This is a genomic window from Thalassospira sp. NFXS8, assembly GCF_040148805.1.
Taxonomy (GTDB): domain Bacteria; phylum Pseudomonadota; class Alphaproteobacteria; order Rhodospirillales; family Thalassospiraceae; genus Thalassospira.
This window is the reverse complement of the sequence record NZ_JAGEMF010000001.1, coordinates 1306024-1319862: the sequence shown is the minus strand read 5'-3', so window position 1 is coordinate 1319862 and position 13839 is coordinate 1306024. Positions and strand designations below refer to the sequence as shown.

The window sequence follows — 13839 nt, the reverse complement described above, 5'->3', positions numbered from 1 at the left end:
ACTCGTGATGAGAACGGCAGATTTTGCAAAGTTAGAGCACACGTGTGCGCAATTTTGAGGCTGTTTCCAGATATGTGACTGTTAAATCGTTGCCGGAGATGCCTGGGGCTGAGGCGGTATTGATGTTTTAAAACAAGTGCTTGGCCGTTTTGTTACAATTTTATGACGGCAAAATAGAATTTTTCAGTTAATTTTTCTGCGATTTGAGTTATTTATTCCAGTGTGGAGCGCGCAAACGAGTAGCGCACACGTGTGCATTCAACGAAATGCGAATGAATCGGGAGGATTCCAATGAAACTGAAAACGATTTTGCTGGGTAGTGTTTTTGCTGCCGGTGCCATGTCTGTCAGCCTGTCGGCGCAGGCGGCGGGACGCCTGAATGTGGTGTGTTCGGCCGACAATACCTGGTGCGAAATGATGGAAGCCGAGTTCGAGAAAGAATACGACATCGATGTGTCGATGGTGCGTAAAAGTTCCGGTGAGGCCTATGCCCAGGTTCGCGCTGAAGCCAGCAACCCGAAACTTGATATCTGGTGGGCCGGAACGGGCGACCCGCATTTGCAGGCGGCTGCCGAGGGCCTGACGATGGAATATAAATCGCCATCGCTGGATAAATTGCAGGATTGGGCGCAACGCCAGGCTAAAAATGCCAATTACCGCACGGTCGGGGTTTATGCCGGTGCGCTTGGCATTGGCTATAACACTGATGTGTTAAAGAGCAAGGGCCTGCCCGCCCCGAAATGCTGGAAAGACCTGGCAGACCCAGCATACAAGGGCGAAATTCAGGTTGCCAACCCCAATTCGTCGGGGACGTCCTATACCGCACTGGCAACATTGGTACAGTTGTTTGGCGAGGACAAGGCGTTCGATTTCCTCAAGGAAATGCACAAGAACGTAAACCAGTATACCAAGTCGGGATCGGCCCCGATCAAGGCGGCGGCGATTGGTGAAACCACCATTGCGATTACCTTTATGCATGACATGGTAACCCAGAAGGAACAGGGCGCCCCGATCGAGATTGTATCGCCCTGCGAAGGAACCGGTTACGAAGTTGGCTCCATGAGCATTATCAAGGGGGCGCGTAACCTGGAAAATGCCAAGATCTGGTATGAATTTGCCCTGAATGCCAAAACGCAATCCATGGCGGAAAAGGCAGGCAGCTATCAGGTGCCGTCCAATACCGAGGCAACCGTGCCGGAAAATGCCCCGCGCCTGAGCGATATTAAACTGATTGATTATGACTTTGCCAAATATGGCGAAGCAAAAACGCGCCGCCATTTGTTGCAGCGTTGGGACGAAGAAGTGAAAACCGCCCCGCAATAAGGCTGTTGTGATCCGGCGGGGGACTGTGCGCAGCTTTGTTGCGTGATGGTGCCCCTGCCGGTATCGCCTTTCCGATTTTTTCAAGAATACAATCTGTTTTCAAACAGGAGACTGCCCCGTGCGCAGACTGTTGTGGTTCTGGCTGGCGATTGGCTGGATCGGTTTTGTCGTATTGCCGTGGTATCAGCAGGAATATGGTTTCTGGACGCTGGAATGGCTGACGGATGGGTATCCGTTTTATGGTGATTATGCCCCGGCGATTTTACAGGGATTTATGTTTGACCGACCGTGGCTGATGCCGGTGGCAGTGTTTTTGCTAACACCGCTTCTGGTGATTAAACGCCCGCGACAGGATCCTTTATTTGGCAATGTGCTGATTGCATCGGGGCTGTGCGGCATTGGTTATATGCTGCTGCAAGGTTTTGCCATTGGTGTGTTTGGTTTTAACTATCCGTTTTTAACCGCGCTGTTTGGTGAACTTGACGTGCGGCAATATGGCCTGGGATATGGCGCCCTGTTTTGTGCAGCCAGTTTTCTGGTGCTGTTTTGCACCGGGCTGGCAGCGCGCGGCACCATGCGCGGCGATGTGTTTGTCACCACATCTATCGGTGTGATTATTGCGCTGGTGGCGACGTTTGTGTTTTTCCCGGTGTCGCGTATTTTGATCAGCGCCTTTGTCAATCATGACGGGGTGTTGTCTGCGGCCGATTTTTTGCGCAATTTTGCAGCTTCCACGGTTTGGGGGCTGGGCTGCTTTGCCGGGGGCGTGTGCGGTGTTGCCTGGAATACCGCCATTCTGGCGATATTAACCGCGACCTCGACAACGCTTTTGGGGCTGGCCTTTGCCCTGGTGGTGACGCGCACCGGGTTTGTGTGGAAAAAATCGCTGCGGGTTTTAACCGTATTGCCGATCATTACCCCGCCTTTCGTGATTGGTTTGGCCCTTATCCTTCTTTTTGGCAGATCGGGAACTGTGACGCAGTTCTTTGCTGATCTGCTCGGGGTGGAGGCAGGCCGGTGGCTGTATGGCCTCCCTGGAATATGGCTTGCCCAGACCTTGTCCTTCACCCCGATTTCTTTTTTGGTTCTGATTGGTGTTGTCGAGGGGGTGAGCCCGTCGATGGAGGAAGCATCGCAAACCTTGCGGGCGGATCGCTGGCAAACATTTGTCCGGGTTTCTCTGCCATTGATGCGCCCGGGGCTGGCCAATGCGTTTTTGCTGGCCTTTATCGAAAGCATGGCCGATTTCGGCAACCCGATGGTTTTGGGCGGCAATTATGATGTGCTGTCGACCGATATTTTCTTTGCCATTGTTGGTGCACAAAATGACCAGGGCCGCGCGGCGGTGCTGGCAATTATTTTGCTGGTTTTTACCTTGTCGGCCTTTGGCGCACAGCGGTTCTGGCTGGGTAAAAAGTCTTATGCCACGGTATCGGGCAAGGCCGATAACGGCGCGCATATCAGCCTGAACCCCGGTTTGCGGCGTTTATGTTATGGCACCGTCATTCCGTGGGCGCTGTTTACGGTGGTGATTTACGCGATGATTTTCTTTGGCGCATTCGTTAAGCGCTGGGGATTTGATAACAGCCTGACACTGGATAATTATGTGGAGGCATTCGGCATCGCCTGGAGCGATCACGGCATTGTCTGGGCCGGGGCAGCGTGGGATTCATTCTGGACGACGTTAAATATTTCGATCATTGCCGCCCCGCTGACCGCGGCGGTAGGCCTGACGACGGCCTATTTGCTGGTACGCCAGAATTTTCGCGGCAAAAACATCTTTGAATTTGGCACGATGCTGAGTTTCGCCATTCCCGGTACGGTGATCGGGGTCAGTTATATTCTGGCCTTTAACGTGCCGCCGCTGGAATTGACCGGGACCGGGGTGATTTTGGTGATTTGCTTTATTTTCCGCAACATGCCGGTGGGCGTGCGCGGCGGGATTGCGGCAATGAGCCAGCTTGACAAAAGCCTGGATGAAGCCTCGCTGACACTGGGGGCAAACAGCTTTACCACGTTCCGACGGGTGATTTTGCCGCTGTTGCGGCCTGCGATTGTCGCATCGCTGGTTTACAGCTTTGTTCGCGCGATTACGTCGGTCAGCGCGGTGATATTTCTGGTCAGTGCCGACCATAACATGGCGACATCCTATATTATTGGCCTGGTCGAAAATGGCCGTTATGGCGTGGCGATTGCCTATTGCAGCGTGCTGATTCTGGTCATGCTGGTGGTGATTGTGACGGTGCAGGGCCTGATCGGGAAACGCAAATTGCGCCGCGAAGACCGTGTTGCAACGGATATTTCAACAACAGGCGGGAAAACCGCTGTTAGCGGCTTACGGGAGAAACATTCATGACGTTGAAAACACGGGCCGGGTCGGTCGTTTTTGAAAATGTAACCAAAACCTTTGGCAAGGGGGCGGTGACGGCAATTGACGATGTGTCGTTTAATATTCATCCCGGCGAGCTTGTGACGCTGCTTGGCCCCAGTGGCTGTGGCAAGACAACCACCCTGCGCATGATTGCCGGGCTGGAACACCCGACAGCGGGCAAGATTATGATTGGCGACAAGGATGTAACACATCTGCCCGCCACGGATCGCGATGTCAGCATGGTGTTTCAGTCTTATGCGCTGTTTCCGCATATGAGTGTGGTGGAAAACGTTGCCTATGGCCTGACCGTAAGCGGGCACAAAAAGAACGAAGCCCATGACCGGGCCCGTGAAGGGCTGGGGCTGGTGGGGCTGGCCGATTATGGAGACCGGCTGCCATCCGAGCTTTCGGGCGGGCAGCAGCAGCGTGTGGCGGTGGCGCGCGCCCTGGTTCTGGAACCGGAAGTTTTATTGCTAGACGAGCCGCTATCAAACCTGGATGCAAAATTGCGCCGCCATGTGCGCACCGAAATTCGCGATTTGCAGCAAAAGCTGGGGCTGACGGCGGTGTATGTGACCCATGATCAGGAAGAAGCGCTGGCGGTGTCGGACCGGATTATTGTGATGAACCGGTCGGTGATTGCCCAGCAGGGCACCCCGCGCCAGTTGTATGAAGAACCGGCATCGGCCTTTATTGCCGATTTCATTGGCGATGCGAACCTGGTGCAGGGTGAGGTTTATGCCGTGAATGGTGATATGGCCGATGTTGATATTGGTGGGGAACGGGTGACGTTGCGCCAGCGCGCCCATGGCATTGGTGCCGTCGAGGTGGCCGTGCGCCCCGATGCCGTGCGCCTGAGCGATGGGGCCGCCGGGGCGCAGATGTCGCTAAAGGGTAACGTGACCCATGCGACATATCTTGGTAGCGCCATGCATTACACCGTGCAGTGCGCTGTGGGCGAACTGTTTGTTATTGACGGGCGAATTGATACGCCGATCAAGGCAGGCAGTGAGGTTGGAATTGGTTTTGCGGCGCGGGGTCTTGCGCTTGTGTCGGGTCAGTGATCCGCAATCGGAAAAAGGAAAATAAACGTGAGCAAAGCGTTAAACAAGGCCACCGACGGTGTGGATATTGCCGCACGGTTTGACCATGCCCTGAGTGTTGTGAAAGAAGCCGGGCGGGTGGCAATGGATTATTACCGCCGGGTTGATGAACTGGTGGTGGAATGCAAGGACAACCCGTTAGATGTTGTCAGCATTGCCGATAAGGATGTTGAGGCGGTTATTCGCCGCCAGATTGCCGAAAAATTCCCCGATGACGGGTTTTTAGGCGAGGAAATGGGCATTGATCGTGGCAAGAATGACTGCCTGTGGGTGATCGACCCGATTGACGGCACGGCGTGCTTTGTCAATAAAATGCCGACCTGGGTGATTTCGGTGGCCCTGATGGTGGGCGACGAGGCCGTGATTGGCCTGATTTATGAACCCAATGGCGATGAATTGTTTGCTGCCTGCCTGGGGCAGGGGGCCACGGTAAACGGCAAGCCGATAAAAGCCAGCCAGGTTGATAATGTGAATGCCGGTGTGATGGGCGTTGGCATGTCGCACCGCGTGGGAAGTGTGGCATTGGTGCCGTTCATAACCGACCTTCTGGATCGCGAAGGGATGTTTATTCGCAACGGGTCTTGTGCGTTGATGATGGCCTATGCGGCATCGGGCCGGTTGATTGGTTATTTTGAACCGCATATCAACCCGTGGGATTGCATGGCAGGCATTGTTTTGATGCGCGAGGCCGGTGGCTGGTGCAACGCATTTTTGCAGGCGCCGGACGTGCTGGAAAAGGGTGCGCCGATTTTGGTGGCGGGCCCGCATGTGGCGGCAGTGCTGTCGGAAATGACCGGGGTTAAATAACGGCTGGTTGCCGGAGGTGATCGGCGAAAGCGGCACGAAAATTGCCCGCTTTCGCCTGTCAAAAATGTATCATTTTTGCGGAATTTCCGGTCAAAACGGCATTGAGGTTTCAGTTTTTGAACCAAAAAAATCCCGCAACATATTGAAGATGTTGCGGGATTCGGTGTTCCTATTGTAGCAGGTTCGATTTTGGATGGTAGCTACAACGAAACGAGCGAGACATTTGCGACAGGCAACATTGTAGCAGGTTCGATTTTGGATGGTAGCTACAACCGTGACCCCAAGCAAACGCCGCATTACCGCATTGTAGCAGGTTCGATTTTGGATGGTAGCTACAACATTTCAGTTCTGCCATTGCCTGTTCTGAGCATTGTAGCAGGTTCGATTTTGGATGGTAGCTACAACGTAGGGCAGATCCTTATTTCCGATGGGACCATTGTAGCAGGTTTGATTTTGGATGGTAGCTACAACGATCGCGCTCCAGCACAGTGCCACCACGTTATTGTAGCAGGTTCGATTTTGGAGGGTCGAGGGTTTGTTTACTGGCTGCACCACAGGATGCGGGCGATCCAGTCCAGGTCCTGGGCGGTGATATAGCGGTCTTCGTAATCCGGGTTGAGGGATTTAAGTTCGATCCCCATGGCGCCGCGGCGGACCAGTTCCTTGGCCATGACCTCGCCTTCGCGGGTTTTGACGACCACGCGGTCGCGCGGGCGGATGTTGGAGGCGGGGGAGACGATGATAAGGTCGCCATCGCGAAAAACCGGCGACATCGAATCGCCTGCGATGCGCAACCCATAGGCGGTGGGGTCGTGCAGGGCCGGGAAGGTGATGTCTTCCCACGCCCCGCCAACGGGGTAGCCTGCATCATCAAAAAAGCCGCGATTGCCCGCCTGGGCAAAACCGATAACCGGCACGCGCCCGGCACCATTGCCGTCCATCAATTCAGAAAATTCCCGGAATGTGACATTGGCGGCCGAGAGAACCTTGGCGATGCTTTCGGTGGAGGGCCAGCGGGGTTTGCCCGCATTTGTATTGCGTTTGGACCGGTTAAACGTGGTCGGGTCAAGCTGGGCCAGCCGGGCCAGGCCGGAGGGTGACAAGCCTTTATCCTCGGCAATTTTGTCGAGTGCGGCCCAGATGAGGTCATGTTTAATCATGGGCTTATACTATCAGGGTTGATCGGGCAGGGGACAGGGAATTTATTCCTTTCTTTTTTACGAGAACAAAATAGGAAAATAATCCTTTACAAAAAGAACAAAAAGGGATTAAAAGCTGAGTGTCAGCGGGAGATTTGCATCCGGGAGTATGTGACGACAGGCTATATCGCCGTTCGCATACCGAAGGCGGGATCGTTTCTTTCCATAATTGTTTGTGTTTGACCATTCATGACGCGGCACCCCGGGGTGCGGTGACGCCCCCTGTTTGTTTGCATCAGATCGTGATGCGGTTTGACGATGCCATTTAGGCACGGTGATGCGACCAACCCGTGCCATGAAAAGGCAGGGGGAGCGGAAGGGGTGACAGCGTAAATGCATGAAGGCTGGCGGCGTGTGGCGTGAGGCGGCCACAGAGCAGTGAAATGTTTATCAGGAGGGCGAAATGACGCAGCAACGATTGTTTCCCAAACCCTTGCGTGACGGGGAGGTGACCCTGTTTGCCAGTGCCGGGCAGGCGTGGTTCTGGTTTGTGCGCTGTCAGGCCGCACGGATTGAAGGGGCGCGGGTTGTGGCCGATGCCGGGGATGTGACCCGGCCGTGCGACCCGGACGATATTTATAACGCGGTGATGCGGTTATGGCGCGGCGGCGTGATTGGGCAGGCGCATTTACAGGTGCTGGAATATTACGGTGCGGTGGAACGGGTGCCTGACCCACGGGTGGAGGAGGAACAGCGCAAGGCAGTGTTGTGGTGTGAAGCACTGGAAGTGCTGGCAACCGTGTTGATCCGCCGGGGTATTGTGGACCCGGACGGGGAAGCATTGGCGCAGGCCGACTATGACGAAAACGATAGCGACCAGGAAATGCAGGGAGATTTTACGCCATGTCATTTTTAGGGAGGTTTTCACAGGGGGCATGTGTGGCGACGTATTTTGAGCGCGATGCGGCGAATGACCAAAGTGTTGCGAAGGGGGGCGAGTTTAAAAAGGACATGGAACATGCCCGGTTTGGTGCAGGGGCAGATGTTTTGAAGCGAAGCTGGCACGGCGAAGGCGATGTGCAACGGTTGGGCGCACATGATGGTTTATCAAACCGGTCGCAGGATTGCCGTAGTATGCCGATAAGGGCCGGGGCCGGTGAAAAGGGCGGGGAAAACCGGGCCTTGATTGTGTTTGCCGATGCGCCGGACAAGTGGGCTTTACGGTGGTTGCCTGCGGGGTTTCGCCATTGTTTTGCGGTGATTGCGACGCGCGAAAGCGGGCAGTGGATTTATTTGAACCCGGCAAGCCACCAGTTGCAATGCGAGCTTTGGCAGTTTTCGGCGCTGTTTGACCCGGCTGCCTATTATCGCGAACAGGGGCATAACTGCCTGTGGGTGACATTGCCCGATGAGGGTGCCCAAACGGTGCGGCTGGGCATGTTTAGTTGCGTTGAGGTGATGAAACGGTTGCTGGGCCTTTCGGCGTGGTATGTGCTGACCCCGGCGGGGTTGCATCGTTATCTTGTGAACAAATCGAAAATTTATCAAAAAAGTTCTTGATTTGTTCTTTTTAATAGGCTAGGATACCTAAATCAACACCACAGTTGCGCCCGCTACCGGAAACGGTGGCGGGTTTTTTGCTTTGAGGCTTTGAGGCTTTGAGGCTTTGAGGCTTTGGAGCTTTGGCGTCGCGATGCGTCGCGTTGGGGCGTTGCTGTGCGGAACAAGGCAGGTTGAGGGATGGGTGGGGCGAATTGGCGGGGAAGCGGGGCTTGCGCACAGGTGCCGGGGAGAGTGACGGGTTTTTGGGAGCAGGGGCGAGCAAATGAAGCAGGCGGAAATGGATAGTGCAATGTTGCGCAGGCGGTTTCGAACAGCTTTGCAACGCCGGGGGCATTGGCAACGCCATTGGCAGGAATGTTATGAATTTGCCCTGCCGCAGCGCCAGGAAAGTGATGTGGCTTTTGGTGGATTTGGCAGCACAGGCGGGGCGGGCGGCAATGTGGGCAAAAAGCAGTTCGACCGGGTGTTTGACGCCACGGCACCCGATGCGGTGGAGCAACTTGCCGCCAGTTTGCTTGGTGAAATAACGCCGCCGTCGGGCGGGTGGTTTCAGATGGTGCCGGGCGACGATGTGGCCCTGGCAGATAAGGCAGATTTGACCGACAAACTGGCCCGCGCAGTGCGGATTGTGCAGGGGCATTTTGAACGGTCCAATTTTGCGGTTGAAATTCATCAGGCATATCTGGATCTGGTGACGGTGGGAACGGCATGTTTGCGGCTGGAGGAAGACGGGCTGGGTGCGCCATCGCGGTTTCGGTTTTGTGCGGTGCCGGTGCGCCACCTGGCATTTGAGGAACGGGTGGATGGCACGCTGGATGCGGTTTTTCGCCAATTAAACCTTGGCATTGATGACATTTGCGAAAAATGGCCGGACGCAACCATACCCGGCCATATTACGGCTGCACCGGAAGCCGAGACGGAAAAATTTGCCGTGATCGAGGCCGTTTTGCCGGACCGGTCCGGGGCGGGCGGATATGATTATGTGGTGTTTTTTGCCAATGACCCGGCCGCAAATGTTGCGCAGGATGACGTGATTGCCAAAGGGCGGTTTGCCGTTTCGCCCTATATTGCCTTTCGCTGGTTAAAGGCACCAGGCGAAATTTATGGCCGATCGCCGGTGATGAAGGCATTGCCCGATATTAAAACCGCCAACAAGGTGGTCGAGCTGGTTTTAAAAAATGCATCGATTGCGGTGACAGGGATTTGGCAGGCCGATGATGATGGCATTTTAAACCCGGCAACGGTGCGGCTGGTGCCGGGCAGTATTATTCCCAAGGCAGTCGGGTCGGCGGGGTTAACACCGTTAGATGCGCCGGGGCGGTTTGATGTTTCGGACGTTGTTTTGGCCGATTTGCGCGAACGCATTCGCCGTTGTTTGTTAACCGACCGGTTAGGCCAGGTGGATGCCCCGCGGATGACCGCGACCGAGGTTTTAGAAAGGGCTGCCGAAAATTCGCGTTTGTTGGCGGCGACCTATAGCCGGTTACAGGCGGAACTGATTTTTCCGTTGATGCGCCGGGCGTTGCATGTGCTGGCGCGCAGTGGCGAGCTTCCCGATATTCCGATTGATGGCAAGGTGGTGTGTTTGCGCCATACCGCCCCGATGGCGCAGTTAAGCCGCAAGGCGGAAGCCGGGCAGACACTGGATTGGCTGGGCAGGCTGGCATCGTTGGGGCCGGATGCGATGGCAACCATTGATATGGACAAAACCGTGCGCTGGCTGGCCGCGCAGTTTGGCGTGCCACAGGATTTGTTGCAACCCGAGATGACGCCCGAAGACATGGCCGGAATTGCCGGAATTGTGGGCGAGATGATGAACGCGCCGGAGGTTGCCGGGAAAGTTGCCGGGGAGGGTGGACAATGAGGATTTGGCGGCGTGTGAAACCGGCGAGGGCGGATGCCGTGATGGATGTGCAAGCCGATGCGCAGCCAGTGGCTGGTTTGAGGCATGGCGGGCACGGTGGGCACGGTGGGTATGGAGTGGCGGCGTTGGCCGGTGAGACTGACGGTGCGCGCCAATATGGTGACGGGGATGACAGCGGGTGGGGCTGGTTTGAGGGCGGCTTTGTTGCGGATCGGAAGTCGCCCACGGTTTTGTCAGAACGGAAAAATGAAAATGTCGAAGTGAATGGGGTTTCGCACGAGGAACGGGACCGGGCGTGGCAACGGGTTTTGGGGCCATCCGCCGGGCATGATGCGGCGGTGGTGTGTGCAGATTTGCGCGCCATCACGCTGGAACGTGCCCTTGGCCCGGCGGCAAGCCCGCAGGCGATTTGGATGCAAGAAGGGCAGCGTGCATTGGTGTTGCAGATGTTGCGCCGGGCACGGGGCGATTGATGGCAGGTGAAGGTTTGAAAATTTGGGAGGGTTTTGATGGCAGGAAATGCGGGTGATGTTGCCGGCCAACAAGGGGGCGCCGGGGGTGGAAATGCAAGCGGGGCCGGGGCCGGAACCGGTGATGGGGCCGTGCTGGTGAAAGGCGATGGTGCGGCGGGGCCAGGTGCCGGAGCAGGATTGGCGCCAGCCGGCGCAGGGCAAAACGGGAATATTTTGAGTGCGGCGGGGGGATCGGCGCGCAGTGGTGAGGATGGCGTTGGTGTTGCGGCCGGTATTGGCGGCGGCGCAGTTGGTGGCACCGGAATGGTGGCAGCCATGGCACGTGCGGCAGAAATCCCGAATGCTGATATGCCCGCGTTTCAGATACCGGGGCCGGAAAGTTCGGATGCGGAGCGGCAGGCATTTTATGCAGCCCTTGGTGTGCCGCAAAGCCCGGCAGATTATGAAATTAGCGGGGCGGAGGAGCTGGGCGGGGTGAATGAGGCCCTGAATGCCCGGTTGCATGAAGCCGGTTTTACCGGGCCGCAAGCACAGCTGGTGTATGATTTGGCATCTGAAATTTTATCGCCAATGGTGGCACAGGCCCAAAATGCCGCACAGATGGCAGAGATGCAGGGGCAACTGGCGGCTGAATTTGGCGGGGCGGACCACTGGGCGAAACTGGCCCCGCGCATTGCCAGCTGGGGGCAAAAAAACCTGCCCGCAGCCTATGAGGCGATGGCGCAAAGCCCGGACGGGGTGCGGGCATTATACCGGCTGATGCAAGATGGCAGCGAACCGGGGTTGGCCGGAAACCATGCCGGACAAGGCGGAACCGACCCGCAGAACGATATTAACCGGTTGATGAATGACCCGCGTTACTGGCGCGACCGCAACCCGGCCATTGTCGCCCGGGTGCAAGCCGCATTTGACCGGCTGCACCAGGGGAATTAAGGGCGCGGATGGCCGGTGGTGGGGTAACGGTTAATCGGCTGGTTTGACGTGATAGCGGCCGTCGCTTTTGCTGACATCGGGCGGGATGCGGGAGCGTTCGAAGGCGGCATAGACATCATAGAGGCCGGGTGCCGGGCTGTTGTTGGTGGCGTCTTCGGTCAGAGCGAGGCTGTCATCCATATCGCGGGGTTTTTCAAAGATATGAACCGGGACAGATTGCTGACCGGCGCGCAGGGCCGCATCGACCAGAAGATAGATTTGTTCGATGTCGTCATTATTAAGGGAAATACCGGCAAGGTCCGAACAGTTGCCATGCAGACTGTAGGAAATGGCGCCAGCCACATCGCTGGTGGATGGGGCGTCGTCATCGGGCAGGGGGTTTAAATTCAGTTCGACGTGGCTGGGACTGTTGGGGGATAAATCATCGCGGCGGATACGATAAACACCGGGCGGGGGTGTTTGCAGGGCGGCGTTGCCGGCGTCCTGGTCGCTGCAAAAACCGGCATCCTGAATTTCGCTATAGCGGGTGTCGCCACGCAGCCAGACTTGCAGTTTTTGATCGGCGGTGAAAACCCGCAAATAAACCGGTGCGCCCACGGCAATGCCGGCTTCGTTCAGGCGTTTTTCCATGTCGGGCAAGACGCGGCTGCGGATGCGGTCGGCGCCAAAGCCGGTAAGGGCAGACACGCGAGAGGTGAAAGCATGAAAATAGGCAGGCACAGGGGTATAGGGCAGGGTGAAATAACCCGCCGCCGCCAAAGCGATAACAGTTAAAATTGCATAAGTACGTGCGCGCACCTGGAAGGCTCCGACTGGGTTGACGTTTTATAAATCGGGGTCGTCCGGCGACCAGTAAACAAGCCGGTCTATCTGACCCGGAAGCCAGAATCCGGAACAGGAAAACAACCATCAAAGCATGACCATAAAATGACAGTTAAGGCGGTAAATAAGGCGTTTGTGCCTTGTTTGTCGCGATGGCCTTCGTGTGAGAATTTACAACGCAAAAGGGGCGGCGATGAGTATTTCCATTGATAAAAGTTTTGTTGAGCATTTTCAGGCCGATGTACATCAGGCCTATCAGCGGATGGGGTCGAAGCTGCGCAACACTGTGCGGGTGAAAAACGGGATTAAGGGGGCGACCACCGTTTTTCAAAAAGTGGGCAAAGGCATTGCCACCACCAAGGCCCGGCATGCCAAGGTGCCCGTGATGAACCTGAGCCATGCAACGGTGCGCTGTGATTTAAGCGATTATTACGCCGGGGACTGGGTGGATGCGCTGGATGAATTGAAGGTCAACCATGATGAAAAAATGGTGCTGGCCAATGCCGGGGCCTATGCGCTGGGGCGCAAAACCGACGAACTGATCATTGAGGCCCTGAAGACAACCGAAAACGTGGTTGCACACGATAATGCCGGTTTGACCCTGGACAAGGTTTTGGAAGCCTTTGAAGGCATGGGGACACTGGATGTGCCCGATGACGGGCAGCGGTATGCGGTTGTTGGCTGGAAACAATGGTCGGATTTGCTGGCGGTAAAGGAATTTGCATCGTCGGATTATATTGGTGATGACGATTTGCCGTGGAAGGGCACGCAGGCCAAACGCTGGCTGGGGACATTGTGGATGCCCCATTCGGGCCTGCCGGTGAAGGACGATGTGCGCAGCTGTTTTTGGTATCACCGCACCGCAGTTGGCCATGCGGTGGGGGCGGATGTGGAGACTGACATTACCTGGCACGGGGACTATGCGGCGCATTTCATTAATAATTCCATGAGCCAGGGGGCGATCAAGGTGGACGGGGACGGGATCATCTGCTTGCAGGCCAAGGAATAGGGGGCTGTTTGGGCGGCATCATTGGCGCGGCATTTGCGGAGCGATGGTGCCGCCATTTTGATTGGCCCGGATGGGCGTCTTTTCCAAAAAATAGCGGAGCATTAAAATGGCAGAAGGTTTCAAGGCCCGGAATTTAAGCGTTCTGGCCTATGCCAACGGTTTTACCCTGTGGCATTACGTGACCCCGGATGTGGCGACCGATGTGGATACATTGAATTATTTTGCACCCGCCCGCGACATGCTGCGCGCGGGTGACATCATGTTTGCCAATACCAACCGCGATGGCGGGGTTTCGGGCGGGATGTTTTTGGTGACGCAGGCCGATGTTAACGGCGTTGATGTGCGCGACATGACAGCGATTGGCACCACCAATACCGATTGATCGGGGTGGTGTGGCTGGAAAATTTGAAAGCCCGGTTCGCTTGAGCCGGG

13 protein-coding genes and 1 CRISPR repeat array are annotated in these 13839 nt (G+C 56.1%); of the genes, 11 read left to right on the top strand and 2 right to left on the bottom strand.

What is annotated here, in order from left to right; all coding sequences use genetic code 11:
• Positions 1-291: 291 nt before the first annotated feature.
• The 4 genes from J4E05_RS06045 to J4E05_RS06030 all read left to right on the top strand — a co-directional run bounded on the left by J4E05_RS06045 (position 292) and on the right by J4E05_RS06030 (position 5604).
• Positions 292-1323 (top strand): ABC transporter substrate-binding protein, encoded by a 1032-nt coding sequence (locus J4E05_RS06045; protein ID WP_349593346.1) that lies wholly within the window; start codon positions 292-294, stop codon positions 1321-1323.
• A gap of 118 nt (positions 1324-1441) precedes the next feature.
• Positions 1442-3679: an ABC transporter permease gene (locus J4E05_RS06040; protein ID WP_349593343.1), complete on the top strand. Its 2238-nt coding sequence runs from the start codon at positions 1442-1444 to the stop codon at positions 3677-3679.
• Positions 3676-4758 (top strand): ABC transporter ATP-binding protein, encoded by a 1083-nt coding sequence (locus tag J4E05_RS06035; protein ID WP_349593340.1) that lies wholly within the window; start codon positions 3676-3678, stop codon positions 4756-4758. Before J4E05_RS06040 ends, J4E05_RS06035 begins: the two co-directional genes overlap by 4 nt.
• Before the next feature lie 27 nt (positions 4759-4785).
• The gene (locus J4E05_RS06030) at positions 4786-5604 is read left to right on the top strand and encodes an inositol monophosphatase family protein (RefSeq protein WP_246833028.1); all 819 of its coding nucleotides are present in this window, start codon (positions 4786-4788) and stop codon (positions 5602-5604) included.
• Positions 5605-5775: 171 nt separating this feature from the next.
• Positions 5776-6075: direct repeats of the CRISPR family, unit length 36 nt; unit sequence ATTGTAGCAGGTTCGATTTTGGATGGTAGCTACAAC.
• A 68-nt stretch (positions 6076-6143) separates the two neighbouring features.
• Here J4E05_RS06030 and J4E05_RS06025 read toward each other — a convergent pair.
• A complete protein-coding gene (locus J4E05_RS06025; RefSeq protein ID WP_085593664.1) occupies positions 6144-6764 on the bottom strand; it encodes a S24 family peptidase in 621 nt (206 codons plus the stop codon).
• A 442-nt stretch (positions 6765-7206) separates the two neighbouring features.
• Between J4E05_RS06025 and J4E05_RS06020 the strand changes: the two genes are divergently transcribed.
• From J4E05_RS06020 to J4E05_RS06000, 5 genes are all read left to right on the top strand, one after another.
• A complete protein-coding gene (locus J4E05_RS06020) occupies positions 7207-7659 on the top strand; it encodes a hypothetical protein (protein ID WP_085593663.1) in 453 nt (150 codons plus the stop codon).
• A 23-nt stretch (positions 7660-7682) separates the two neighbouring features.
• Complete coding sequence (locus J4E05_RS06015) at positions 7683-8303, top strand: hypothetical protein (RefSeq protein ID WP_349593336.1); 621 nt, start codon at positions 7683-7685, stop codon at positions 8301-8303.
• A 265-nt stretch (positions 8304-8568) separates the two neighbouring features.
• Positions 8569-10170 carry a portal protein gene (locus J4E05_RS06010; protein ID WP_349593333.1) on the top strand — a complete coding sequence of 534 codons (1602 nt, stop codon included), beginning with the start codon at positions 8569-8571 and terminating at the stop codon, positions 10168-10170.
• Positions 10167-10643 carry a Bbp19 family protein gene (locus J4E05_RS06005; RefSeq protein ID WP_349593330.1) on the top strand — a complete coding sequence of 159 codons (477 nt, stop codon included), beginning with the start codon at positions 10167-10169 and terminating at the stop codon, positions 10641-10643. Before J4E05_RS06010 ends, J4E05_RS06005 begins: the two co-directional genes overlap by 4 nt.
• Positions 10644-10679: 36 nt before the next feature.
• Positions 10680-11576, top strand: coding sequence for a capsid assembly protein (locus tag J4E05_RS06000; RefSeq protein WP_349593327.1), 897 nt, complete (start codon positions 10680-10682; stop codon positions 11574-11576).
• Between the two features lie 30 nt (positions 11577-11606).
• On the opposite strand, the gene J4E05_RS05995 is transcribed toward J4E05_RS06000, so the two are convergent.
• Positions 11607-12374 carry a hypothetical protein gene (locus tag J4E05_RS05995; protein ID WP_349593324.1) on the bottom strand — a complete coding sequence of 256 codons (768 nt, stop codon included), beginning with the start codon at positions 12372-12374 and terminating at the stop codon, positions 11607-11609.
• Positions 12375-12591: 217 nt separating this feature from the next.
• Here J4E05_RS05995 and J4E05_RS05990 point away from each other — a divergent pair, with 217 nt between their 5' ends.
• The gene (locus tag J4E05_RS05990; RefSeq protein WP_349593321.1) at positions 12592-13407 is read left to right on the top strand and encodes a phage capsid protein; all 816 of its coding nucleotides are present in this window, start codon (positions 12592-12594) and stop codon (positions 13405-13407) included.
• A 106-nt stretch (positions 13408-13513) separates the two neighbouring features.
• Positions 13514-13789, top strand: a complete 276-nt coding sequence (locus tag J4E05_RS05985) for a hypothetical protein (RefSeq protein WP_085593657.1) — start codon at positions 13514-13516, stop codon at positions 13787-13789.
• Positions 13790-13839 lie beyond the last annotated feature (50 nt).